Raw genomic sequence first — 25,104 nt, 5'->3', positions numbered from 1 at the left:
CGCAAAGGCATCTCATTGAAAGCGAAATGGGCGAAATCGGTACCAAGACGGAGGAGCTTCGACGAGATTGTGGCGCTCGACGATCAGAAGGCGCATGGCCGCACGAGAGGCAAGCTCTTGGTGGGCCACTCGTCGTCAAGCTCGTTGCTGATACCATACCCAGACGCGACAATCACTCCGACCTGTGGGTATTCATCCTGGATAAACTTCGCAAGTTCCGCCCCTGTCATCTGTGGCATCGCATGATCCGTCACGACCATGTCGGGAATTGGCCCCTCTTTCAAAAGGCGGATAGCGTCTTTGGCCGAATGCGCCTCTGTTACGGTATGACCGAGATCCTCAAGCATGATGACGGTGTTCATGAGGACGAGCGCGTCGTCGTCAACCGCCAAGATCGACAACTTGCGCCCGGCCGGCGCAGGCGACGGTTCGACCGCAGGAGTGGGGACAGGCTCTACCACCTTCGGCGCGACAGGTAGCCATAGCTCGGCTATCGTGCCTTCGCCCTTTGTCGACTTTAGCCTCAGACAACCTCCAGACTGCGCCATCAGGCCTTGAACCATAGGAAGCCCCAGACCCGATCCCTTGCCTATCCCTTTCGTGGTGTAGAAGGGCGTTGTCGCTTCTCTCAGGGTCTCTGCATCCATTCCCACGCCTTCGTCCGTAACGGAGAGACAGATATATTCGCCAGCTACCAGTTCCGGGACCTCTCGGTCGCCGATTTTACACTGTCTGGCCTCGATCCGGATCAGCCCGCCGTCGGGCATGGCGTCACGGGCGTTGACGACGAGGTTGAGGAGTGCATTCTCGAGCTGGTTGGAATCCGAGAGCGCGTTTGACAAGACCAGAGGATACGAGGTCCTGATTTCGACTGTCGGCCCGATGGTTCGCTGGAGGAGTTCCGCCATTCCGTTGACAAGTCGCGGGATATCCACCGGCTCGAGCTCCAGTTCCTGTTTGCGCGAGAACGCAAGGAGACGCTGGGTTAGGGTTGCCCCGCGCTTGGCACCCTTATCGCATTATGAATGAGGCCTAAGACGTTCTGGCCGACACTGGCGCGCTTGCGGGCGACCTCCAGGCTGCCGAGCACCGCCATAAGCAGATTGTTGAAATCATGCGCGACCCCCCCGACAAGCTGGCCGACGGCTTCCATTTTTTGCGCTTGAAACAACTCCAGCTGCGCGCGCTCCAAGGCTTGCTGCGCTTCGCGCTTTTCCGTGATGTCGCGGGTTACCTTGGCGAATCCGACCATGGTGCCGTCCTCGTCACGGATCGCGTCGATGATGACGTTCGCCCAGAACTTCGTGCCGTCTTTGCGGACGCGCCAGCCTTCTTTTTCGAAGCGTCCTTCACTGGCCGCGACCTCCAATGCTTTAGCAGGCAGACCATCGGCGCGGTCTTCATCGGTATAAAAGCGGGAAAAGTGCTGCCCTATGATCTCTTCGGGATCATATCCCTTGATGCGCTGGGCACCGTAGTTCCAGCTTGCGACATGTCCATCGAGGTCAAGCATGTAGATGGCGTAGTCATTGACACCCGGAACGAGTCTTCGGAACTGCTCCTCGCTCTTCTTCAGCGCTTCTTCGGCAATTTTGCGGTCGGACAGGTCCCGGGTGATCTTCGCGAACCCGAGAAGCTCACCGTCCTCATCTCGGATCGCGTCGATGATGATGTGGGCCCCGAACCGCGTTCCATCTTTTCGCACGCGCCAGCCTTCCGCCTCGAACCGCCCTTCGGCATCAGCTGTCTGGAGCGCGATATTGGGAATGCCTTTTTCCCTGTCTTCTGGTGTATAAAACCGCGAGAAATGCTCGCCGAGGATTTCGGACTCGACATATCCCTTGAAGCGGTTCGCCCCCGTATTCCAGCTGGTGACGTGACCGCCGGTGTCGAGCATATAGATTGCGTAGTCGGTAATGGCATCGACCAGGATACGGTAACGCTCTTCGATAGCCCTGCTTTGCAAGGCGGCAACGTTTGCGATCATTGTTTTCCTTCCATTTACGCCAGCTCGCCAAACGTAGTCTGCTGAAACGGTCAAGCAGGTGTATTGGCGGTCATACGCGAAGACAGCGTGAGTTGCGAGCGAAACCGGTTTTCTCGAGCGACGCGACCATGCCGAACGCGGCGAAGGGTCGTTGGACCAGAGCATATTAAGGCCCATTTCCTGAAGCTCGCAGCCGCTCACAGTGCCCTGCCCCAGCGAACGGCTTGAGGAACTGGGACCCCCAGACACGCTAAACAAGAAAGGATCAAAAACAACCGATGCCACGTATTGGGATAAACACGGCTTCACAGGGCCAAGGCGTCGTCCGGCCCAGATTTCCGTTAATCATTTCGATGAAACCCATTTGTACGCTTGCGCACGCACGAATCAGTCTCTTGCAAAGGCCTCGTTTCCGCATATCGTGTCCATGTCCACCAATGAAAGGTAGGAGAAATGGCCATGTTCGATTTGAATTCGCACGCGAAAGCGATAATGCCTGGTGATCTGAATATGCTTACGCAGACGCTTGAGGCTTGGTGCCGCCATAACAAGGTTCCCCGCAAAGATGCGACAGAGCAAGCAAAAATCCTCCTTCAAACATATCAGAGCGGAAAGCGTGGTCAGGTCGATTTGATCGACGCGCTAGAAGCCCAGCACTAGAGCCCCGGGCTAGAGCCCACCTAGAGCCCTGATCGTTCAATCGGTCGGGGCATTTTATTCCTTCAATGGAAACCATATTGGAGTTCGATGAGCTCTGGCCAGTGAACCGACTGAGGCAGCAAAGGTCGTAGTTGACGACATCTGTGAGGTTGGCGCTTTTGGAGCTGCTGTTCTGCAGGCTGCCGACCAGGTCCTCGATGAACATGGCTCATGGGCTTCGCGAAACTGTGGGGCGAGGGAGAATTTCCCTCGAAATCTGTTACGCTGCTGCGAGAACTCGCGACGCGCATCTTAACGTAGCAGAGACCAGATACGGCGAACACAGCTTGGGCCGAAAGCTTCCAAGTACGTCGGCAGTGTCGCGCCCGGCAACGGACGCGGCACTTCAACTCGCGTCCGAAGGCCAGGCCTTGGGCGGGTCCTTGCTGGGGGTGATCCGGTCAGTTATCATACTGCGGGTTGTCTAACGTCAGGAAGGCTCACGAAGCCAAGTATTTCACTGTCACCCCGCGCTGTCGAAAGTAGGCCTGCATGAGCTTCCTGCCAGAACGGTTGTTTTGCACGAGCCTAGCCGGGTCAAATACGGCCTCTTTCAAACCCTCCCGCGTCAAGGCAGCCTTAAGGGCCGCAATATGAAGGTCGAGCTTGGCATTGTCCGCTTGGAGGGATTCATAAATGCGGTTTGTTGCATCTTCTACGGTCCGTTCAGCCACCATTACGCTCCTTTTGTTGTTTGGCTGGCGCTTACCACATTTTTCGGCTTGACCCTATGGTGGTGAAAGATGCCCACTTCGATGGGTGACCATGGATCGGAACATCGCGTTTGCTTTTCGAAGCACCGGAGCAGCGGGAACAGGCTCCTTGCCGCTCTGCGACAATAGCAGCCATAACGCTCTGCCGCGAGGTTTGCGATCTTCCCGCCGCCCTTTTCCTAGCTTTGCCGAGGAAACTGAGCGTAGTGCGTGATGGTGGCGTACAGCCCAACAATCAACGCGTACCCGACTGGTCACCGAAGTCATTGAGCGGACCTCTTCACTGATCTCCGGTCCATTTAGATGTCCCCGAGGGTTCACCTTCGAAAGGTAGCCGGGATCGGAAGAATTCCCTTGGGTCAAGACAACCCTATTTCCCTGTTGTAATTGTGCGCTGCAGCATTACCTGAGTTAATCGGTTGGCAATCTGGCTCGCCGTGCTTCATGGTGCACCGCAGACTGCCGCCGGGTATGACGAGGGGTCGGGCTGGTCAAGGCTGGCCGAAGACTATGGCTTCGCCGTGTTGTTTCCAGAACCGTCTCAGGATAACAACGCCATTCTCTGTTTCAACTGGTTCAACGATGACTTACGCGGGCTTACGAGCAGGTTTATATGCCACTTGATCGGGGCAGCTGTGCTGCACCGTGATCAGGAGTTCTTCGACTCGTGAAGCATGCCGAGAAAGAGCAGAACGACGATGAGAATTGCCCCAGCGACAGACCAGCCTTGGAGTGGCGCATCTGCGGCAATCTCAACCGGCTTATCAGTCGCCCCCGTCACACTGAACGCGAACGAATAGCCAAAGATCGCTAAAAGCGTGACGAACGCACCGGTTATAAACCCGCGTTTCAAGAGACGCTTTGCGTTGGTGATATATACAAAGGTCCATGCAGCCGAAGCCAGCCCAATGCCAACCGATAGAAGCGCCGTCTGAACCAAGGTGAGCCAGCTGCCGGGCACAAAATTCATGAGTAGACAGAAGCCGAACACTGTCCCGACAGCAAAGGCGACGGCGCTTGCTCTCGAGCGATTCGGCAATTGATCAGACGTGGGCCGCGGGTCAGACGCCCAGACTTTCTGCAGCCATTTTCGGATACGCGAACGAAGGCGCGTATCCTCTGGCTTCGGGAAAACGAGACGTTCTTTGGACATCGCTTTCTCTTAGTGTTGAGTAACGAGGCCTGGTTTATCTCTCAGCATGATGCTTCTCCTTATTTGGCTCTTTCGCTTTGCTCTCTCAGCAAGCGGGCCTTGAAGTCCGCGATGATAGGCAATTCTCTTAAAAAGACAAGGTCCTTGTCCTTCTCAACTCTCATGAGGACATCATTTATGTCGTGAACGTTAAATCGACTGACGGCTTCTATATACCTTCCCGCCCAATAACCTACGAGGTCCTTCTCTTTCAGCAAACTAGCACAACACAGAGCGTTGTAGTAAGCTCCATCGGTCTCGGGTCGAATGAGGATGGCGTCTTCGAAGTGCGTAAAGGCTTCCTTGGCCCTAAACAGCCTCATCAAACTCAGACCCTTCATGACTATACACCAGGCATGCAACTCGGACGACGCACTGTTGCGGCCATCTTTAACCAGCCCAGCGACGGCCACCTCTGAAGCCTCCAATGCCTCTAGGTTCCTGCCTGTCCGATAATAGGCGACGCCCAAGGCGTGGAGAATATACGGTTTCGCCTCCTTGTCGATGTGCGGCCAGGTCGTGCGATCTTGCCGATGGTCCAAAATGGTCTCAATGGCGTCATCATAACGTTCGGCGGCGATGTAGGTTTTCACGCGGTTGAACCACAGTGGATAGCGCTTCTCCAACTTGTCTTGGTAGGTGGATAACGCAATCTCTCTCTGCTGTTTCTCATGGCTGGCCCGTATTTGCTCGGCACGGGCGATCCGCTCACTATCCGTGGCAAGGACCTCGGTGTCATGCCGATCAATCATTTCGCGCATTCGGTCGAGAGTGCCCTCGCTGGGCTCGTTTGAACCTTCTCGTAAGCGTTGAACCGTGCGTTCGGAGACCGCAAGTTTTTCTGCGATAGTCGCTTGGGGAACGGTATCAAATTTTGCGAAGAAACGAGTGACTGCGTACCTCATCCTGTCCTTCATGAGTTCACCTCCGACATGATCTGTGTCGAAGAGGAATATGGTGAACGCGCAATAAACGTCAAGGCAACCCTGATTTAACAATCGGGTCCGTGATGCGCCAAGTGTCGGCACAGCAAGCCGTGCGTCCCATCCTGTCACGGTGTTGGCAACAGACAACGCGCGTCACACCGTTCGGAATTGATGCATCGTGCTAACGTCTTCGTCCTGAAGTATCGCGTCGGACAGGGCGATGGGGTGGCAACCGAAGACCTAGCCGCCGCGGTCTCCTACGTCTTGAGAAACAGCAAGACGCTCGATATTTCCACGGAAGGCTATTCTCTCTGGGGAAGCTCGGCAGGCGCGCGGATGGCGGCGTCTATCGGGTCTCCGCATTCGGCGAGGATGCGCTACCCAAACCTGCAACAGTCGGTATGGCCTACACCGCGCACTACGATCATTCCGAAAGCGAGTCGCCGACGTTCGCAGTCGTGGGGTCGGACGACCGGATCGCTTCGCCCTCTTCCAGGGAAAGCAGGATCGCGGAACTCAAGCGGCTCGGCACGCGGGTCGAGTACCGGGAATATGCCTCCGTCGGCCATGGGCTCGGGACAGGCATGGGCACCACCGCCGAAGGCTGGATTATCAACGCCACAATGTTCTGGAAACGATCGCGGTAGCCGTCGGACAATTGAACGCATCCGCGTTGGATGTCGCCGTCAATCCCTTGAGCGCGTGAGAAGCAGGGCTGGTGGCATTTGCTACATAATTCCGGGAATTCAGATTCCCCTGGCCACAGACCAGCGTCGAGCGTGTCCCTGGACGTGGTGTAGCTTAGACGACCACGGCTCATCCCAGATGGTCGGATGAGTATCAGCGCGCCACTGCCGGCAAGCTGATGAGAGGATCATCGCTCATTTGTCCGATGGTTTCCAGTGTCATGTATCGAGCCCGTTGAACGGCCCATTCATCGTTCTGTTCGAGCAGCAAAGGCGCCCACGAGCCGGATGATGGCCTCATCATTGGGAAAGATGCCCACCACTTCTGTGCGTCGCCTAATCTCTCCGTTGAGGCGCTCGATGGGATTGGTGCTGTGAAGCTTGGCCCAATGCTGCTTTGGAAAGGTCATGTAGGCCAGCACATCGCTCTCGGCCTCATCCATCAAATTGGCCAGTTTCGGCACCTTCGGCCTGATCTGATCAGCGACGCTGCGCCACTGTGTGCTGGCGGCTTCAGGCGTCTCCTGAGCAAACGCTTTGGCAATAAAAGCGGAAACGACGCGTCTGCCGCTCTTTCCGGCATGCGCCAGAGCATTCCTCATGAAGTGGACCCGGCAACGCTGCCAAGTCGCATTCAGCACCTTGCTAACGGCCGTCTTGATGCTCTCATGGGCATCGGAGACGACGAGCTTCACGCCTCTCAAGCCCCGGCGCGTCAGCTTGCGCAGGAACTCTGTCCAGATCGGCTCGGCCTCGGACGTGCCGATCTCCAACCCAAGCACCTCCCGGCGTCCATCGGCATTGACGCCGACAGCGATGATGGCTGCGACGGAAACGATGCGACCGCCGCGTCTCACCTTCAGGTAAGTGGCATGGATCCAGATGTATGGCCATTCGCCTTCGATGGGTCGGTCGAGGAAGGCTTTGACCTTGACGTCGATCTCCTCGCAAAGCCGTGAGACCTGGCTTTTGGAGATGCCACTCATGCCCATGGCCTTCACCAGGTCATCGACCGAGCGTGTCGAGATACCCTGGATATAAGCCTCCTGGATAACCGCGGTCAGAGCCTTCTCGGCCATGCGACGGGGTTCGAGGAAGCTTGGGAATAGCTGCCTGTCCGCAGCTTGGGAATACGCAGCTCCACCGTTCCGGCTCGCGTTTCCCAATCTCTATCGCGATAGCCGTTGCGCTGGGCGACACGAAGCGCGCTCTTTTCGCCATAGCCTGCACCAGTCGCAGCGCCAACTTCCAGTGCCATCAGCTTCTCGGCGGCAAAGCCGATCATATCGCGCAGCAAATCTGCATCTGCGCTCTTCTCAACAAGCGAACGCAGGTTCATCATATCGTCGGTCATCGGTGGTGTCATTCAGGTTGGTTCCAAGCAACCCGACCCTACCGGAAATCACCGATGGCTATGAAATCCAGCTACACCCACTCGCTGGGACACGATCCCAGCGTCAGCGGTCAGCCATTCCAAAGCAGCCAGGAAGGTTCATTGTTACCGGCGGATGACCCCAACGCCGCAAGTGGTCACATCATTGAACGGCTAGGGCGGCTTCGCACCTCGTGTGGCACCAATCCGAGCGAGGAAAGCGTTTCGTCATCGAGACGGCACAGCGCGCCATTGACATAAAGCTGAGCGCGACGCTCTTGGGCACTTACAAAGTGGTGAATCAGGCGGCTCTTCAAAGACATCTCGTTTTCCTTATTTAGCATGGGCACCATACCCCGAAATCACCCTTTGTCGGTGTGCTGTGTTTGAAGGGGAGATATGCATGTAGCGCGTGTTGGATCACGAGCTGACCAAGTTGATCAATCCACTGACTTGGGAAACATAAGTTTGCTAAAAAATAAGGGGGTGCTAAAATGATGAGACCATCCGACAAGGGGTATCATCATGAAACAAAAAGATCATACCGCGTGCGTCACAGATTTCATCATCAAAACGGCTGACAAGCACCGCGACGAAGCTATGGCACTCATCGCACAGTCCGAAGCGAAGGGCTCCGAAGTGGCTATCTCTTCCGCTAACTCAGCAAGCGAACTGGTAGAGAAGATTTATACCCTACTGGAAGAAAGCTCTTTGGCGGAACTCAACCGTGAAGAACGCCAGCGCCGGAATGGGGAAGCTATCGAACTGATAGCCATCTGCGAGGCGCGAAGTGCACATACGCGCATCCTACTCGAACACGAAGATCACGAGTTACGATCGACGATACAATCTGGTCACTAGTCGGTTCAATCTTTATTAAGCAATCCCTGCTATAACGTATCTATGAGATACGTGGTTGCAATCCTCATCCTGTTTTGTGCAATCCTCGCTGATTACGCGCAATACGACGGCCGTTATTCACGACAGGTTCTCGCCGCTACGTCTTCCGGTGCGAAGGGTTTCCTTTCATACCTCGAATCCTTTTCGTTGGTCTAATTGTCACCTGCATCCTCGCCCATGCCTAGCAATGACGGCTTCAATCGCATCGCAGCGAGCGAAGAGAAGTTCCGATCCGGACCTTTCCCAGCCGCGATTGCCACTGGCCACGAAAGCTTATGACGTCGCCCTTCTTGGCGGCGGGCTTAGCGCGGAATGTCGGCGCTGACGCAGTGCAACTGAATGTCGGTGCTGATAAAGGGGCTTGAGGAAATCAAGCGTTCCGCGACCATATGTGGCGCTTCGCCGACTTGACCAGGGTTATCTCGTCTCTGTTTTCCTGTAGGATGTCGCAGACGATGAGCCGCCAGTTCGAAAAGCGTTTCCCCGGTCAATCGTTTAAGGCTGAATAGGCATCTCCAAAGCCGTTTAGCGGAAGTGCGATTGGAATGATTTTCCCCTCTGGTGTCGTGACGTTAATCGAGGCCGTCGCCTTGGCGATCATGGCATCAATCAATTTCACAGGGGCGGTCCCCTCCACCAAACATCCTTGAGCCGTACACCGGCTAACTGGCATCGTGTCACTGTATGCGCCAGCTATCTCAATTTTGACGCCCGGTTGAACCGCAACGCCCAAGGGAACCGCCATCTGCATGGATGTCGTTTTCGCGTTTCTCGCCAAGCTCATTACAAGAATGACCTGCTTGCCATCCGACGATTGAACGCGGCCGACTGCCTGGCAGCGCTTCAACGAGGATGAGTCGTCGATGCACTCCAATTCCCAAGCCCCAAAGGTTCCGGCTACTCCCCTCCCCGACGTGGGATTTGCTTTTTCTGAGGCGGCTCTTTGCTTTTCTTTCTGCCCGTCCGAATTTTCGAGCCGCTTCACGTTGCCACCCGGCAAATCAAGTATTGCCCCATTATTTTCGGTCGCAGGTTTGGAAAGGATAGGCGCGCCCGTTGTGGAGCGCCCGGCAGGCGTGGAAAAAAGCGGACCGGTTGCGTCCTGGGAAGCCGCAAGACTTGTCCCGCACAACAAAAAGAGCGCACATATTTTGGCTTTCTTCCGAAGTTTAAACTTGCTCAAGATCCGAATCCTTAATATTCAAGCGTTACATGCATCAGAAATGATTATCATCGATCGTGCAAAGCCTTATTAAACAACATTGCGTTCACAGAAATCACTAAATCCCATTCAGGTCTAAACCAGCTGTGTCCCACAAAATGAATTATAACCGTTTGACAATCAATGCCTTTGTGCTGTCGTTGTGCATGGTGTCTTCGAGCCCGAACGCCAGCAAGGCGCAAGCTTATGTAGGTCAAGCGGTTGGCGCTCAAAAAGGCGGAGCCTATGTTCCCCAGGCATCCCCCGACTTGCGTCGGCCGAAAGTCAGACGCACGACACCGAAAAACAACAGGGCAGCTGCGGCCCGAGATCCAAAGCTCATACCCACAAGCGGCCAAGCGTTTCCAACAGTGGGAGCCGGGTCGTCGGCAATTATAAAACAAAGTGTCGATGGTTCTGCATGGCCTTCTGTTGGCAAGGGCGCGGTTAGAAGTGAGTGAAGGGGCGTTTATTATTCGAGTGGGAGCAATTGCCCCAAAAATGGTTCTTACCAAATCCGGGCATGTGGTGTTATGCGCCAGTTGGATTTTGCTAAATCCTCCCTTGTGTTAACGAAACATTAAAGATTTTATTGGCGTCACGTGACTCGCCGCCGGTTTGTTAGTAAGTCGATATCGCAGGTCAACAAGACATCGCCAGAGCTTGACTATTTGAATTTTTTTTTTTTGCGCAGCTGACTTGTTGTTATCAGCGATAAAGTACGGCGCGAATACTGGGGGGAATATGAAATTCATCACACTCGCTGCGACACTGTCTGCGGCGTTCGTTCTTTCAGGTTGTCAAACCGGCCAGCAACTTGACACACCAGCGGCGACCCTGACCTCTCCGACAAAGACGAGCCCAAAGGTAGTGGCTTTGCCAACGCCCGAGACGCCTGTTGACGTCGCCGTCTATGATTTCCCTGACCTTACTGGGCAAGCGAAACCAAACGAAAGTTTCGCAGAGTACAGCCGTGCGGTAACGCAGGGCGGGGCGGCAATTCTGATCGATGTATTGAAGAAAACCGGCGGCGGCGGCTGGTTTCGAGTTGTCGAGCGCACAGGCCTAAAAAATCTCGTGCAGGAACGGACGTTGATCGAAAATACCCAACGCGCCTATGGTCAGCCCAGCGGCCTTCCCCCGGTACGATTTGCCGGCCTTCTACTAGAAGGTGGAATTGTCGGCTACGACTCCAATGAGCTGACCGGGGGAGCCGGCGCAAAATATCTCGGCATTGGCGGAGATATGCAATATAGGTCCGATATCGTTACCGTGAATTTGCGCGCGGTGAGCGTCCAGACCGGTGAGGTGCTGGCATCGACCACGACCACCAAGCAGATCTATTCCGTACAGGTTCGCGGCGGCGCCTATAAATTCGCGACGGCGGGCGAGTTGCTCGAGATCGAATTGGGTCAGTCACGCAACGATCCTGGCTCGCTGGCTGTACGGGAAGGCATAGAGCTTGCTGTCTATTCTCTTACGGTAGATGGAATTCGGCAGGGTCTCTGGCATTTGAAAGATCGATCAATGGAGCCTGGCTTTATCCGGGGATTTGAAGCCGGATACGGCGATAAAAAGCTTCCTACCACGTAAATCTGTATTTCATCCTTTCGAAGTCGTCTTCTTTTGCAAATAAGCCGCCAGCATTGAGCTGGCGGCTTTTTTGTTGCGCAACAATTAAAAATCCGGAGTCAATTGCCGTGGGAGGAACTACCCCAAAAATGTTCCTTATAAAATCGAACCATTTTTGGTGTAAACAATATCCGTATTAACTAAATGTTAAATTTGGCTTCCCGCTGTGTTGCATCGGCACGTCTGTGGGTGATAGTAGCAGATTGTTAAGTTTAATTATCACAGCGCGTCTATCCGCTGCTCATTCATAGGGGAACACAGGTGAGAAATTCTGTAAAACGAACAATACTTTTGTCGGGCGTTGCACTCTTTGCTCTTAGCAGCGCGGTGCAAGCTCAAGAAGTTGAGGCCAACAACGCGTTCATCAGCCAGATGAACGACAGCAACTTCGCCTATTTGTCGCAGGCTGGCATCGGTGGACTTGAAGGCGCCAACAGCGGCTTCATCTATCAACACGGCAACCGCAATGTTTTCATACCTACCCTGGGCGGCGTGCCCGCAGACGCCCAGCAGGGCGCCAACACCCTCGGCGTGATGCAGCTCGGCAATGACAATTTCATCGGCAATGCCTTCCTTCAAAGCGGTGAAAACACAGCCGGTCTCGCTCAGTTCGGCAAGAGCAATGTGATCGACACCTTCCTGCAGACCGGCAACAATCGCGGCACGATCTTCCAGGGCGGCTACGCCAACCTCGGTCGCACCGTCCAAAGCGGCGGCAGCAATGACGCAGGTATCGTCCAGATCAATCCGGATGATACTGTCGTCGGCAACTTTGCGTTCAACGATCAACGAGAAGGTGAAAACCAGCTGACCAATGGCGCCTTCGCTGGTGCCCTGCAGCTTGGAAACGGCAACAGTGCTGTGAATACGCAAGTGTCGCAACTCGCTTCGGAAGCGGCGATCCTCCAGATCGGCGACGGAAATGCAGCCTTCAACTCTCAGGTCGTCGATGCCTACGATACTGCGGCTCTGATTGGCCAATATGCTATCGGGCAGGACAACGAAGCCAGCATCGTACAGCTGGGGTCGGACAACGCCGCGATCAACTCGCAGGATTCAAGCACCCGCAGTGCGGTTGGCGTCCTTCAGAGTGGTGACGACAACGTTGCTGCCAATCTCTACGTTGGCGGAACTGCTCATGAGGCGACCATCGGACAATTCGGCGCTGACAATAAGGCATCCAATGCCGGTCGCGACGGTACCGGCAACACGGCCGGTATCGTCCAGCTCGGCAATGGCAACACTGCGGCAAACACGTCGCGCGATGGCTTCGGGGATAGCGCCGAAATTGGCCAGTTCGGTGCTGACAACGTTGCGGCGAATGCGCAAATCGGAGCATCGAATCTCGCCAACGAGACCGGCGCTTTGGCGACGATCGTCCAGATCGGCAAATCCAACCGCGCCGGCAACTCGCAGCTTGCTCAGATCGAAGGAGGCAAAAACAACGCCGGGATTGTACAAGCTGGCCTAAGCAATGTTGCGGCAAACGTCCAGCTCGCGGGCGCGAACAATACTGCCGGCACCGTGCAACTTGGCGTCGAGAACGTTTCCAACACGCTGCAGGACGGCGGAACGGCCAATGTTTCCGGAACAGCACAGGGTGGCGTCGCCAACGTCGCGACGACGGTCCAGTCTGGTGGCGCGTCGAATGTCGCAGGCATTGCCCAGGCAGGCGTCGAGAACGAAGCTGTCAGCGCACAGGTCGGCGGCATTGGGAACAGCTCCGGCATCGCTCAGGTCGGCGTCGAGAACAACGCCACCAATGCGCAAACTGATGGTTCGCTGAACACTGCCGGCATCATCCAGCTTGGTGCTCTGAACACCGCAACCAACGGCCAGCTGAACGGCGAAGGTAACTCTGCCGCCATCATGCAGGGTGGATACGACAACGAAGCCACCAACGCGCAAGTGAACGGTTCGGCGAACAACGCCGGCGTCATCCAGCTCGGCGCCGGCAACACGGCGACCAACGGTCAGTTCGAGGGTAGCGGCAACGACGCCGACATCGCTCAGGTGGGTCTCTATAACACGGCCACCAATGCCCAGGCGGGCGGTACCTCGCTCAACGCGGCGATCCTCCAGGGCGGCGCGAACAACTCGGCGGTTAACGGCCAGGGGGACAATTCCTCGACCTCGTCCGCCACCATCGCCCAGTTTGGGTCGGAAAACCTTGCCACCAACGCCCAGACCAAGTCGGTCGATGGCACGGTTGGTATCGTCCAGTTTGGCAACGGCAATGAAGCGGCCAACGTCCAGCACAATGTCGATCCGACTTCTGCGCTGATCATCCAGGGCGGCGTCGATAACCTCGCCTCCAACCTGCAGACCGGCGTCGACAACTCAAACGCGCTCATTGGTCAGTTCGGTACCGGCAATGTCGCTGGGAACGTCCAGCAGGCGAGCAGCTCGAACGTGACGGCCGGTATTCTACAGGCCGGTGACCGCAACACGGCGTTCAACACCCAAGGTGAGACGCAGACTGTAAGTTATCAAGTTCTCCCGGCGTTCGATTTGACGACGACCAGCAAAGTATTGGGAGTTTCCGGCTTCCTTCCAAACCTTCAGGGGCCGTTTAAATTTGGCATTTCTGGCGGTCCGACCATTCTGGCAGGCTCGGGGGCGGCTCCGGCTGAAGATTCAGTTGCTATCATCGCCCAAATTGGATCGGACAACGCGGCTGCAAACGTCCAAGTCGGGAAACTTATTGCTCCTGCGTCCGGAACTGCGACCCTCACGACAACGACGTATGGTATCGATACCACCGTCGTTAAACAGTACGGTCTTATCAAGGACATGACGCATACCCAGGACCAAGACGAAACCACAACGAACGTCCCCTTCACCAACCCGCTCGGTGAACTCAACGTTCCAACGATCGCTTCCGCAGCCGGAATCGTACAAGTTGGTGACGACAACGGTGCCTTCAACTTCCAGACGGTGGCTGCGGGCTCTCTCGCTGCAACTGTCCAGATCGGTGACGGCAACTTCGCCATGAATTCGCAGACAGGAACGATCGGCGCAATTGCGGTGAACGTTCAGAACGGCGATGGCAACAAGTCTATCAATACCCAGACCGGAGCAGTTCTCTCCGCCACCGCGACAATCCAGAGCGGTGATAATAATGTTGCCACCACCACCCAGATCGCCAGCCTCGGAAATACTTCGCTGACAATCCAGGATGGAAACAGCAACCTTGCCATCGTGGGCCAGTCGAACACTTCAGGCAACCAGTCGCTCATCCTGCAGTCGGCCGATCACTCGATCGTGCTGGTCGATCAGTCGGGTGCCGGTGGCAACAGCTCGGCCGTTGCCCAGGCCGGCGCCTACTCCAACGCCTGGATTTCCCAGGTTGGAAGCGACAACAGCTCGGCCGTCTTCCAGTACGGCTCGGGCACCGGCAACGCCGAACGTAACCAAGCGTTCGTAAGCCAGACCGGCAGCGGCCACAACTCGCTGGTCGTTCAGGCGGGCAGGGCAAACGTCGCCTTCGTTACCCAGCACTAAGTCAAGACAGTGGAGCGCCCGCAGGGCGCTCCACCCTTTAAGGAAAAGGTGATGGCTTCGTTTCGCACAACCTTCATCGCTCTGTCGGCGGCTTTGTCGGCAATCACGCAGACAGCGGGTGCAACTTCGATGAGCAACACAACAATGGATGCAACGATAAGCGACGCTCGCGTGGCCCGTTGCGGCATCCATATCAGCCACGGCAAGATGCTGAAGCTGACGCCCTTCGTCGAATTCGCGCAAGCCTTTGACGGTGTCATCACTGTCGAGGTCACCAACCGGTCGAGCGCCGGGTCGAATACCACGCATCAAGAGAACGCATTCAAGGCCGGTCATGCGCCGCAGTCGCACATCTGGATTGATCGCGGGTCCAGTCTTCTAATGGCTATGGACGTCAAGGACGATCGGGGAAAGACCGTTTGCGATATGCGCGAGACCGTCGTCCTGTGAGATCCGGGGGCAGACATCTGAACAGCACGCTTGAGAACAGAACAGAGGGAAACATCATGAGACGGTCGGCGCGCAAATATTCTAAGCACATCGCAGCACTGCTTCTGGCAACGAGCGTTGTCTTTTCCGCGGCCGCCAAGGCTGAAGACCTTTTGGTCAGGGACTACGAGACTTCACCGGCCGCGGTCCAATCGCTGATGGAACCGATCCAGCCGTTCCTCGGCGGCGACGCTGGCTCGACGACCTCGATCATTCAGCTTGGCGTTGGTAATCAGGCCAATTCCGCAATTGACGGCCAGGGCAGCCTCGCCATCGTCCAGCAAGCCGGTACAAACAACCGCGCTGTTCAGTCGATAACTGGAAACAGTTCGGCTCTCCTTCTTGTCCAGGGTGGCACCAACAACACCGTCCTGCAGGCAAGCCGCGGCGATAATAATTTCCAGCTCATCGGCGTGTCCGGTGACAATAACCATGTCGCCTACGTGCAAAACGGCGACAATCTGGCCGGCGCCCTGGATGTTCGAGACTCGCAGAATTCAACGGTGCTTGCCTATCAGACGCCGCAAAGTGGCCGCTACATGATGCCGAGCGGGTTACGCGGGCTTGATAACAAGGTCGTTGTTGTCGTTCCCGGCAGGATGTATGTTATAAACAAGCCGAGATAGATCTGATTAATTGCCTTGATCGATAAAGAAATATAGCGTCAGCGACACCGTATGCTACGCACAAAACCTGTTAGATGCTCCGAGGAAAAATTCATGACCAAGAAAAAAATCATTCTGATTGCCGGATTGTTGTCCGTCGGTGTCGCGAGCCCCGCTTTGTGCTCGCAGTTGGTTTATCGTGCCACGAATCCAAGCTTTGGTGGCGACCCTCTGAATGGCAACTGGCTTCTCTCGCAGGCGAGCGCCCAGGGTGAAGGCGCTAGCTCGAGCCCAGGTTTTTCCATCGATTTTCCTGATTTCGGGGGTGTAGAGCAGCCGCCTGCCGACCCCGATACGCTCCCTGACAATTGAACAGAGGCAGAACTGAACCAATCAGTGCGGATGCAGGTCGCTCACGCGGCCTCTTTCCGTTATGGACTTTACCGTTGGCGGATGAACGCCGTGTTGTTGCGTCCCTGTTGGAAAACAAGCGCCTGGTGACCAACGCCCGACTGGGTAACCGAAGCAGCGTTGTTATATCCAATTTGCTGAATGAAGCCGACATTGCGGGCTCCAGTCTGCTCGATTGTTGCCGTGTTGAAGTCTCCAGTCTGATTGACGAAGACGAGGTTGTTCGCCAGCCCGGAGGCATTGACACTTGACGCATTGGAAACCAGGTCCATGACCGGTTTCATTATTGACGACATATCCATACGCGCATAGCCCGATCCCGACGCCTGCTGGACGAAAGCCGGCGAGGTGAATGCTGGGCCTGCTTTGGCCGAGGTGCAAGAAAGGAAGGCGATGCCGCAAGCAATAATAAAATGTGTTGTTCTTGTCATTTTCTTCAGTCCCCGTTTCGATATTCAAAACATAACTGGGGCGGATTAATAAAGGTGGCAAGACACATAGTAAGGAATTCAAGTAAAGAGTAGGCCGGATTTTTCTGTTTCTGTTAACAAGTAAGAAACCACAATTGTTCAGGCAGGATTATGTGCTGCCTTCTTGTAGTTCGGCTTCCGCACCTTACGGCCATGGGAATTCTACCCACGTCGTGATGATTGGGGTCTTTAAGGTCGTATTGATAGTGCCGGCTGGCAGATCATTTCGTCGACGGCGTCAATCGAGGCTGCGATCCAATGTGAACATCGCGCGACCACGAACGTAGCCGCAGCCGGGGCCTGTTCGCGCGTGCGAGACCAGACGGGAACAGGAGCGCCAGCGCAGCGCGTTGGCTCCTTGAAAAAAATCGCGTCTTCGTACTGACCGCGAAGCAAGTCCATCTTATGATTGCTTGGGTCGATACGCGCCGAAGCAAACGAGGCGCTAAAAATCTTGAGCGAATAAACGGTGGTAATTATCGGGGCGGTAGCTCGACGGAACCGCGGTTAACCCGGGCCGTCGATCTTCATCCAGCGCAGCGACCATTCATCGTTCCCGCCTTCATTGTGTGTGTACGTGCCGTGCTCGAACACGTCGACTGCAAGGGCCACGAATTGGGCCAGCGCAACGCGAGGCAGTTTCAGGATGCGCATCATATCTTCCAGTTCCTCGGCTGTCGTGACCTTCCGGATGGCTTGGCGGCCGACGGCCGTGATCGTCCATGCATAATGCGCGTCCATGGTTTCACCGCTGTATCGTGAGCAAGACTTTCCTGTTTCTCGGGCCACCCGATCGGCGCCTTGCCGACACCAGTGCTGGAAAATAACCTTAATATTCTGTTTCCAGCCTAATCGAATATGTTTGTGCCATTATGGGAGCTGGGTGAGATGTACAGTTCATCCAAGATGTTTAATCCAGGTGCCACATGACGCCTTTTTATTTCCTCGAAGTTATTTACGTCTCCACTGCCTTTGGGTTCCTGACAGCCACTTTCGTCGAAGGGCACCGGGCGCGTGATGGATGGAGAATGGCACGGATATTTGGACTTGTCGCCTGTATCTTCTGGCCTGCCGTCCTCATCGCAATGCTGACTATGCGCGTTCGAAAAATCGTGCCCAGCCCATGATTGCTGGATTGCCTCTCTGCCGGATCGCCCCCCATTGATCGGCCAACTTGCTACCAGGCATCCGGAGATAGGCTCACATCATAGATAACCCCCCCTCCAACGAACGACGCGCTCCGGCAATTCGCTGATAACGGGTCCGGCCGAGCTTCGACGACGATCCGTGCAGTTGGCATAAAAGCGCCAGCGACGGCAACCGACGTCAAAGCGGCCAGATGATCTTTGCTTCCGTGACAGCCCGGTCACTGCCGGAAACCACGCGAAACGCGTCTCACCTCTATTCCTCGCGGAAGGCCTTCATCATCTGATCCGTGAACGGCTTGGTGAGAAAGGATAGCGCTGTCCTTTCATCTGTTTGGATGAAGACCTCTACAGGCATACCGGGCATCAGTGTGTTGTTCTTAAACGGTTGTCCGGCGGGCAAGTTGATGGACGCCAGATAGTAAGGCAAGCTGGTTGTACGATCCGTCGAGGTTGCTGCTGCGATGATCGCGACATCGCCTTGTAGCTCTGGAGTGGTCCTTTGATTGAATGCCGTAAACCGCAGCCTTGCGGTTTGCCCGACGGCCACCCTGTCGATGTCGATTGGTGGAATGTGAACCTCCACCTGAAGGTCATCGCTGTGTGGGACGATCGACATGACCGTCGCGCCAGACGCCATGATCCCACCCAGAGTATGGATCTGCAGGTCATAGACGTATCCATCGACCGGAGCCCTTACGTCCATACGGGTCAGTCGATCGGTGGCGGCAACTGCACGCTCGCGCAACTCGGCGAGCTTGGCATCCAGTTCAAGGATGGTGGACTGCGCTTCCTTGCGCGCCTCCTGGTCGATTGACAGGAGCTTTACCTTGAGTTCGCTAATGCGTCCGAGGACTTCGGCATTCTTGGCTGCCAATTCCCCACGCGTCCCTTCAACGCGCGCTTTCTGACGCAAAATATCACGCTGCTGGGCGATCGGAATCAGGCCCTTGGCGAGCAGCCGATCGAGTTTATCCAGTTCCTGATCGATGATTGCAGCTTCTCGATCATTCGCCTTGCTTTGCGCCAGGAAACCATGCGTCTGCTCGCCCAGCTGATCGGCCTGTAGCAGCAGCTGCTCCTTTTGACTTGCCAGCATTCGGCGGTTTTCCTGGAACAGCTTCGTTTCACCGGCGATAATCGATGCGGGCACATCCTTCATATCGAAATCAATAGAGGCCAAGTCATCGCGTTCGGCGCGCAAACGCGCCTGCATTGCATTCATCTGCTGCAGTTGGGTCTCGATGATGGTCAGCTCTACCCGGGTCTGGGTATCGTCGAGCCGCAACAGGATTTCTCCTTGCTTGACGGCATCGCCATTGGCAACGAGGATTTCCGAAACGATGCCGCCGTCCCGATGCTGTATGGTCTTTACCTGTTCGGGCACGACCACATATCCAGAGGCGATCACGGCCCCGGACAATTTTGCCTGTGCCGCCCATCCGCCGACGCCGACAATCAGGAATCCGGCCAGCACGGCTGACATGACAATCCTTGAGGAAATGCCGAACTGATGGGAGCTGCTTTTTTCGCCCGAGCCGGCTGTTTCGATTGTCTCGTTCATGTGAAGTCTCCCACATTTTTTTGCTCCAGTCCGGAGCGTTCAACTGCTTAGACCTGGCCGCTTTCCTGAGCCGCCACTTCCAGTGCCGCCAGCATGAAATCCTGCTCCGTCAAATGGTAACGGCCATGAAGCAGGATCTCGATCTCGTCATCATGTTCGAGATCGACGATCGCCCGCACCACGGTGTGCTCCCGGTCTTCCAGCTGCTGGAAATGGAAGGTGATGCGTCCAGCCCGGGGCGTGTCTTCGGCTCCCAGGCCGGCGAAGACGAGCCCCTCGAATGTCGAGAGATCAACACGGTCTCCGGTTCCAAAGTCGCGGATCTCGTCGCGATGATCCCCTGCTAAAGAACCGATACCGAAAACGAAGATATCGTTCCCGGCGCCTCCTGTCATGATCGTGACGCCTGCTCCATCAATGAGGGTGTCATTGCCACTGCCACCGACCGCAGCCTCCACGCTGGTCAGAGTGTCCGTATCGGTCTCGCTGCCGGTGACACGGCCAACAATCAGGTCGATGGTCACGCCGAGCTTTGTAGCAGAGGCATCATAGACGTCGACACCAACACCCCCGTTGAAGCTGTCATTTCCATCAGAGGCAGGGCCAGGGGCCGCCCGGGCAAAGACAAGGAAGGCGTCGTCGCCGTCATTTCCTTCGACCTCGTCATTCCCATCGCCGCCGACGAGGATATCGTCGCCGTCTCGCCCCTTCAGCCTGTCATCACCAGCTCCGCCGTGCAGGATATCGCTGCCACTACTACCATTCAGCCTGTCACTTCCGCGGCCTCCGCGAATGATCTCGAAATCAGTAATTGTGTCGCGGCCGATTTCCGCGCCCTCAACATATTGTTCTTGCATGTCGGCAATGACGGCCTCGACAAGCGCCGTGAGATCGATGGTATCGATGCCGTCTCCACCGTCATAGATGTCGTCGCCATCATCATCAGCATCGTCGTTCGAAGTGGACGCAAAGACGACGATCACGTCATCACCGTCGTCGCCGCAGATCACGTCATCGCCGTCGCCACCCGAAAGGAGATCATCACCGGCGCCTGCATCAATGCGGTTGTCGCCGTCGTCACCAATGATGGTGTCGTCATGGGCCGTGCCAACGACGTTCTCAATACTCGCGACCTCGTCGGAGCCGATCGTGTCTCCGCTCGCCGTGCCGGTTGTGAGGTCAATATCGACAGCAGCGCCCACGCCGCTGGCATCGAGCGTATCCACGCCCTGCCCCCCGGAATAGATATCATCGCCGTCATCACATGCGGCGGAAGCGACGAGAACAATGACGTCATCACCCTCTTCGCCGTGAACCACGTCATCACCGTCGCCACCCGAAAGGAGATCATCACCGGCGCCTGCATCAATGCGGTTGTCGCCGTCGTCACCAATGATGGTGTCGTCATGGGCCGTGCCAACGACNATCATCACCGGCGCCTGCATCAATGCGGTTGTCGCCGTCGTCACCAATGATGGTGTCGTCATGGGCCGTGCCAACGACGTTCTCAATACTCGCGACCTCGTCGGAGCCGATCGTGTCTCCGCTCGCCGTGCCGGTTGTGAGGTCGATATCGACAGCAGCCCCCACGCCGCTGGCATCGAGAGTATCGACGCCCTGCCCCCCGGAATAGATATCATCACCGTCATCACATGCGGCGGAAGCGACGAGAACAATGACGTCATCCCCCTCTTCGCCGTGAATCACGTCATCACCGTCGGCACCCGAAAGGAGATCATCACCGGCGCCTGCATCAATGCGGTTGTCGCCGTCGTCACCAATGATGGTGTCGTCATGGGCCGTGCCAACGACGTTCTCANCACCCGAAAGGAGATCATCACCGGCGCCTGCATCAATGCGGTTGTCGCCGTCGTCACCAATGATGGTGTCGTCATGGGCCGTGCCAACGACGTTCTCAATACTCGCGACCTCATCGGAGCCGATCGTGTCCCCGCTCGCCGTGCCGGTTGTGAGGTCAATATCGACAGCAGCGCCCACGCCGCTGGCATCGAGAGTATCGACCCCGTCCCCTCCGGAATAAAAATCATCGCCGTCATCACCAGCGGCGGAAGCGACGAGAACAACCACATCGTCACCCTCTTCACCGTGGATCACGTCATCGCCATCGCCACCCGCCAGATGATCGTTGCCGGCGCCTGCATCAATGCGGTTGTCGCCGTCGTCACCAATGACGGTGTCGTCATGGGCCGTGCCAACGACGTTCTCAATACCTTCGATCGTGTCGGTGCCGATCCTGTCTCCGCTCGCCGTGCCGGTTTTGAGGTCGATATCGACCGCTGCGCCCACGCCGCTGGCATCGAGCGTATCGACGCCCTCGCCGCCGGAATAGATGTCGTTGCCGTCCGTTGCCGCGGAATGGTCATGGCGAGCCTCTTCACCGGCAAGTCCCAGGTGAAGAACGTCATTGCCAGCGTCCCCAAGGACCAGATCATCTCCGCTGCCACCGGCAAGCTCGTCATCGCCAGAGCCGCCTTCGAGAAGATCGTTGCCAGCCTCGCCGTCGAGGACATCTTCGCCCTCGTCGCCAAACAGCCGGTCATTGCCAGTGCCGCCCATCACACGGTCGTCGCCCGCACCGCCCATCAGGCTGTCGCTGCCTTCCTCGCCATACAGATCATCGTTCCCCTCTTCACCGAAGAGAATGTCGTCTCCGGCGCCACCGAAGATGATGTCGCGTCCGGTATTGCCATGAAGGATGTCGTCGCCGTCACCACCAAGCAGGGTATCGTCGCCCTCGCCGCCGACGATGATATCGTCGCTTTCCCGTCCATAGATGACGTCATTGCCGCCTTGCCCGTCGATCATGTCCTCGAACGGCGTACCGATCAGGCGGTCGTCGCCGTCGGTCCCAGCGATCTCGCGGGCGGGAGGCGTGACGATGCTCATCGTCGCCTGGACGGTAATCGCCCCATAACCGTCGCTCACCTCGTAGCTGAAGGTAATCTCGCCCAGTGCACCCCGCTCGGGCGTGTAGAGCCACCGCCCGGGTCCATAGGCCTCGACCTCGCCCTGCGACGCGCGAAGATTCTGAATGGACAGGGGATCGCCATCGGCGTCGCGTATAAGCCGGAGAAGATCTCCAATGAAGACCAGGGCGGACATGTTCATCATGGTGTGGGGAAGAGCCGATCGGCCGGCGGAAACCGGCAGGCGATTGCTCCGTTCATTGTCATTGTCGCCGGAACCGCCATCGGTCCCGTCGTCCTCATCGTCCTCTCCGTCATCGGGGGGCGGATTGGTCCCGTCGTCCTCATCCACGTCTGGTGACGTCGGTGTCGTAGGGCGTGTTGGATTTTTATCGGGACCGCGCGGATCGTCGCCCCCGGAGCCGGTGGACGGTCCAGCTGGAAAATGGAAACTGTCCTCTCCTCCGGCTATTCTTCCATCATTGTCGTTAAAGGCGCGGAAAAGCCGTTCCATGTGGTTCGAGGACGAGTAGGGTTCGCTTCCGGCATAGTGAACTCTGACTGATGCGATGCTACCACTCGGCCCCGCCGGCTGCCCTGTCGTCTCTTCCGACAACTGGCGAAGAAAATTTGCGATTTCCTCGATTTTCTGCAGATTTTGATCCGGAAGCCGATTGCCGTCTGCGGTCCCGTCATCATCTGGCCGGAATCGCTGAAGGTTGTCGGGTTCGTCGGATTCTGCAAGTTCGGCACCAATGGCCCCAATCATCAGCGCCGGGATCAACCCATATTTTACCCTGCCGCGCTGCCCCTTTTCACTCAGGCGGAAAGCGTTGGCGGGCGCGATATTGGCCATGCCGTCATTCGGGAGACCAAGAATGAGTTTCTCTTCCATGGCTCCTCACCTCCTATTCGCTGGCGAATGACCGCGCCGGCCGGTCCGAGGGCAAACTGCGCTCGACAACCACCGGTCGAGCCTTGTTGGGTTGGAGGATCTCGTCTTTGGGGCCAAAGGCAACAAGTCTGCCCGCCTGCACCACGCCCACCATATCGACCGCTTGCATGGCGCTTGGACGGTGAGCGACGATGACCACGATCCCGCCGCGCTGTTTTACGGAGATGATCGCCTTGGTTAGCGCTTCTTCGCCTTCGGCGTCGAGATTGGAGTTCGGCTCGTCGAGAACCACAAGGAAGGGATCTCCATAAAGGGCTCTTGCAAGCCCGATGCGCTGGCGCTGGCCTGCCGAAAGTGCAGTCCCGTGGGGGCCCAGTGCCGTCTGGTATCCGTCGCGCAAATGCACCACCATCTCATGAATTCCGGCGGCCCTTGCCGCGTTGATGATCGGGCGGGCATCCGGAACCTTCGCGAACCGTGATATGTTATCGGCAATGGTGCCCTCCATCAGCGCAACATCCTGCGGCAGGTACCCCACGTGGCTGGTGAAGAAATTCTCGTTCCACTGGCTGAGGTCGGCGCCGTCGATCCGTATCGATCCGCGCAGGAGCGGCCAAATGCCGAGGATGGAGCGAGCCATCGTCGTCTTGCCACCCCCCGAGGGCCCGATGAGGCCAAGTGCCTGACCTGCATTCAGTTGGAAGCTCGCCTCGCTCAAGAGGACGGCTCCGGTGGCAGGGGCAACGGTGGTGATATTGTCGACAACCAGGCTGTGGCTCGGTACCGGCAGTTCGACCAGCCCGGATTTGTCCTTCATCACACCCAGTGTCTCGGCAAGGCGGCGATGGCTGCGTCGGGCACTGACAACCCCTTTCCAGTTTCCAATCACCTGGTCGACCGGCGCCAGCGCACGTGCCGTGACGATCGAAGACGCAATGATTGCGCCAGGAGAAAGATCGCCCTTGATGGCCAGGTACGCGCCCAGCCCGAGAATGGCCGACTGCAGCATCATCCGCAGCACTTTCGACAGACCTGAAAGCGTCGCACTGATATCCGAGGTCCGGGTCTGGCTTTCCAGATGCTGGCGGTTGGCGATATCGAAGCGCTCGACAGCCCGGCCTGTAATGCCCATCGCATGAAGGATATCGGCGTTGCGGGCATTGGAATCGGCAACGGAGTTGCGGGTCACCGATGCCTTGATCATTGTCTGCGCGCTGCGCCTTGTCATCAGTTCGGCTACCAAGGTGATGAGCGCCAGCACGATCGCGCCTGCGACCGTCAGCAACCCCAGCATGGGATGAAGCAGCCAGACGAAAGCGAGATAGATCGGCATCCAGGGCAGATCGAAGAGAGCGATGGGTCCAGGGCTCGAGAGGAAGCCCCGCAGCGTATCAACGTCCCGGCCACGTTCCATGGCCTCCGAGGTAGAATAGCCATAGCGAGGCATCTCGATTGCCACGGTGTGCGCAAGAGGCGCCAGCTGATGGTCGAGGCGGGCGCCGAGGCGGATGAGAATTTGTGAACGTATGATGTCGAAGATGCCTTGAAACAGATAGAGCCCGATCGCCAGAGCCGATAGCGCAACGAGCGTCGATACGCTTCCGCTGGTCAGCGCCCGGTCGTAGATCTGCAGCATGTAGATGGCGCCGGTAAGCGCCAGGATATTGATGATGCCGGAAAGCCCGAAGAGATAGGCAAAGATCCCGCGGACCTTCTCGAGCCCATAATTGGCTTTCGGATTATTGCTCGTCATGACGTTCCCCTCACATTATATTTTGCGTTGCTC

The 25,104-nt window shown here is 56.7% G+C and carries 19 protein-coding genes and 3 pseudogenes; 9 read left to right on the top strand and 13 right to left on the bottom strand.

All coding sequences use genetic code 11. The features are described 5' to 3' along the window. Positions 1-83: 83 nt before the first annotated feature. Positions 84-1,987, bottom strand: a pseudogene (locus ASD31_RS00465) (PAS domain S-box protein). 459 nt (positions 1,988-2,446) lie between these two features. On the opposite strand from ASD31_RS00465, the gene ASD31_RS00460 reads away from it, so the two are divergent. Continuing rightward, complete coding sequence (locus ASD31_RS00460) at positions 2,447-2,647, top strand: hypothetical protein (RefSeq protein WP_082520384.1); 201 nt, start codon at positions 2,447-2,449, stop codon at positions 2,645-2,647. Between the two features lie 479 nt (positions 2,648-3,126). Here the strand turns inward: ASD31_RS00460 and ASD31_RS00455 are convergent, their stop codons facing one another. Continuing rightward, the gene (locus tag ASD31_RS00455; RefSeq protein WP_056328078.1) at positions 3,127-3,363 is read right to left on the bottom strand and encodes a hypothetical protein; all 237 of its coding nucleotides are present in this window, start codon (positions 3,361-3,363) and stop codon (positions 3,127-3,129) included. A gap of 467 nt (positions 3,364-3,830) precedes the next feature. Between ASD31_RS00455 and ASD31_RS00450 the strand changes: the two are divergent. Next, positions 3,831-3,992, top strand: a pseudogene (locus ASD31_RS00450) (PHB depolymerase family esterase); the annotation flags it as partial. Between the two features lie 56 nt (positions 3,993-4,048). Here ASD31_RS00450 and ASD31_RS00445 read toward each other — a convergent pair. Both ASD31_RS00445 and ASD31_RS00440 read right to left on the bottom strand, forming a co-directional pair. Then, on the bottom strand, positions 4,049-4,552 hold the full coding sequence (locus tag ASD31_RS00445; RefSeq protein ID WP_056328074.1) for a hypothetical protein: 504 nt from the start codon (positions 4,550-4,552) through the stop codon (positions 4,049-4,051). A gap of 59 nt (positions 4,553-4,611) precedes the next feature. Beyond that, positions 4,612-5,508 carry a hypothetical protein gene (locus ASD31_RS00440; protein ID WP_056328072.1) on the bottom strand — a complete coding sequence of 299 codons (897 nt, stop codon included), beginning with the start codon at positions 5,506-5,508 and terminating at the stop codon, positions 4,612-4,614. A 410-nt stretch (positions 5,509-5,918) separates the two neighbouring features. On the opposite strand from ASD31_RS00440, the gene ASD31_RS00435 reads away from it, so the two are divergent. Continuing rightward, entirely contained in the window at positions 5,919-6,164 is a 246-nt protein-coding gene (locus tag ASD31_RS00435; RefSeq protein WP_056328070.1) for a hypothetical protein, read from the top strand. Positions 6,165-6,357: 193 nt separating this feature from the next. On the opposite strand, the pseudogene ASD31_RS00430 reads toward ASD31_RS00435, so the two are convergent. Continuing rightward, a pseudogene (locus ASD31_RS00430) lies at positions 6,358-7,557 on the bottom strand (IS256 family transposase). Positions 7,558-8,100: 543 nt separating this feature from the next. On the opposite strand from ASD31_RS00430, the gene ASD31_RS00425 reads away from it, so the two are divergent. Then, positions 8,101-8,436 (top strand): hypothetical protein, encoded by a 336-nt coding sequence (locus ASD31_RS00425; protein ID WP_056328069.1) that lies wholly within the window; start codon positions 8,101-8,103, stop codon positions 8,434-8,436. A 526-nt stretch (positions 8,437-8,962) separates the two neighbouring features. On the opposite strand, the gene ASD31_RS00420 is transcribed toward ASD31_RS00425, so the two are convergent. Beyond that, positions 8,963-9,658: an invasion associated locus B family protein gene (locus ASD31_RS00420; protein ID WP_056328068.1), complete on the bottom strand. Its 696-nt coding sequence runs from the start codon at positions 9,656-9,658 to the stop codon at positions 8,963-8,965. A gap of 762 nt (positions 9,659-10,420) precedes the next feature. Between ASD31_RS00420 and ASD31_RS00415 the strand changes: the two genes are divergently transcribed. The 5 genes from ASD31_RS00415 (at position 10,421) to ASD31_RS00395 (ending at position 16,278) form a co-directional block, all read left to right on the top strand. Further along, on the top strand, positions 10,421-11,269 hold the full coding sequence (locus tag ASD31_RS00415; RefSeq protein ID WP_056328066.1) for a CsgG/HfaB family protein: 849 nt from the start codon (positions 10,421-10,423) through the stop codon (positions 11,267-11,269). A 300-nt stretch (positions 11,270-11,569) separates the two neighbouring features. Continuing rightward, positions 11,570-14,812, top strand: coding sequence for a beta strand repeat-containing protein (locus ASD31_RS00410; protein WP_156392449.1), 3,243 nt, complete (start codon positions 11,570-11,572; stop codon positions 14,810-14,812). A gap of 129 nt (positions 14,813-14,941) precedes the next feature. Further along, complete coding sequence (csgH, locus tag ASD31_RS00405; protein ID WP_156392448.1) at positions 14,942-15,262, top strand: curli-like amyloid fiber formation chaperone CsgH; 321 nt, start codon at positions 14,942-14,944, stop codon at positions 15,260-15,262. A 197-nt stretch (positions 15,263-15,459) separates the two neighbouring features. Then, positions 15,460-15,927, top strand: coding sequence for a hypothetical protein (locus ASD31_RS00400; RefSeq protein ID WP_156392447.1), 468 nt, complete (start codon positions 15,460-15,462; stop codon positions 15,925-15,927). A gap of 93 nt (positions 15,928-16,020) precedes the next feature. Beyond that, positions 16,021-16,278, top strand: coding sequence for a curli assembly protein CsgF (locus tag ASD31_RS00395; protein WP_056328060.1), 258 nt, complete (start codon positions 16,021-16,023; stop codon positions 16,276-16,278). Between the two features lie 68 nt (positions 16,279-16,346). On the opposite strand, the gene ASD31_RS25105 is transcribed toward ASD31_RS00395, so the two are convergent. The 7 genes from ASD31_RS25105 to ASD31_RS00365 form a co-directional block, all read right to left on the bottom strand. Beyond that, positions 16,347-16,748 (bottom strand): hypothetical protein, encoded by a 402-nt coding sequence (locus ASD31_RS25105; protein ID WP_082520349.1) that lies wholly within the window; start codon positions 16,746-16,748, stop codon positions 16,347-16,349. A 546-nt stretch (positions 16,749-17,294) separates the two neighbouring features. Beyond that, positions 17,295-17,528, bottom strand: coding sequence for a hypothetical protein (locus tag ASD31_RS00385; protein WP_056328057.1), 234 nt, complete (start codon positions 17,526-17,528; stop codon positions 17,295-17,297). 660 nt (positions 17,529-18,188) lie between these two features. Continuing rightward, entirely contained in the window at positions 18,189-19,496 is a 1,308-nt protein-coding gene (locus tag ASD31_RS00380) for an HlyD family type I secretion periplasmic adaptor subunit (protein WP_056328055.1), read from the bottom strand. 47 nt (positions 19,497-19,543) lie between these two features. Further along, entirely contained in the window at positions 19,544-20,866 is a 1,323-nt protein-coding gene (locus tag ASD31_RS27015; protein ID WP_413813782.1) for a calcium-binding protein, read from the bottom strand. Positions 20,867-20,921: 55 nt separating this feature from the next. After that, the coding region (locus ASD31_RS27010) for a calcium-binding protein (protein WP_413813781.1) at positions 20,922-21,278 on the bottom strand (357 nt) is incomplete at its 3' end. Between the two features lie 38 nt (positions 21,279-21,316). Next, on the bottom strand, positions 21,317-22,937 hold a 1,621-nt coding region (locus ASD31_RS27005), incomplete at its 3' end, for a cadherin-like domain-containing protein (RefSeq protein ID WP_413813780.1). Between the two features lie 394 nt (positions 22,938-23,331). After that, positions 23,332-25,071 (bottom strand): type I secretion system permease/ATPase, encoded by a 1,740-nt coding sequence (locus ASD31_RS00365; RefSeq protein WP_056328050.1) that lies wholly within the window; start codon positions 25,069-25,071, stop codon positions 23,332-23,334. Positions 25,072-25,104: the final 33 nt, after the last annotated feature.

Source organism: Rhizobium sp. Root482 (assembly GCF_001426565.1).
Classification (GTDB): domain Bacteria; phylum Pseudomonadota; class Alphaproteobacteria; order Rhizobiales; family Rhizobiaceae; genus Pararhizobium.
This window is presented reverse-complemented; position numbering and strand designations above follow the sequence as displayed.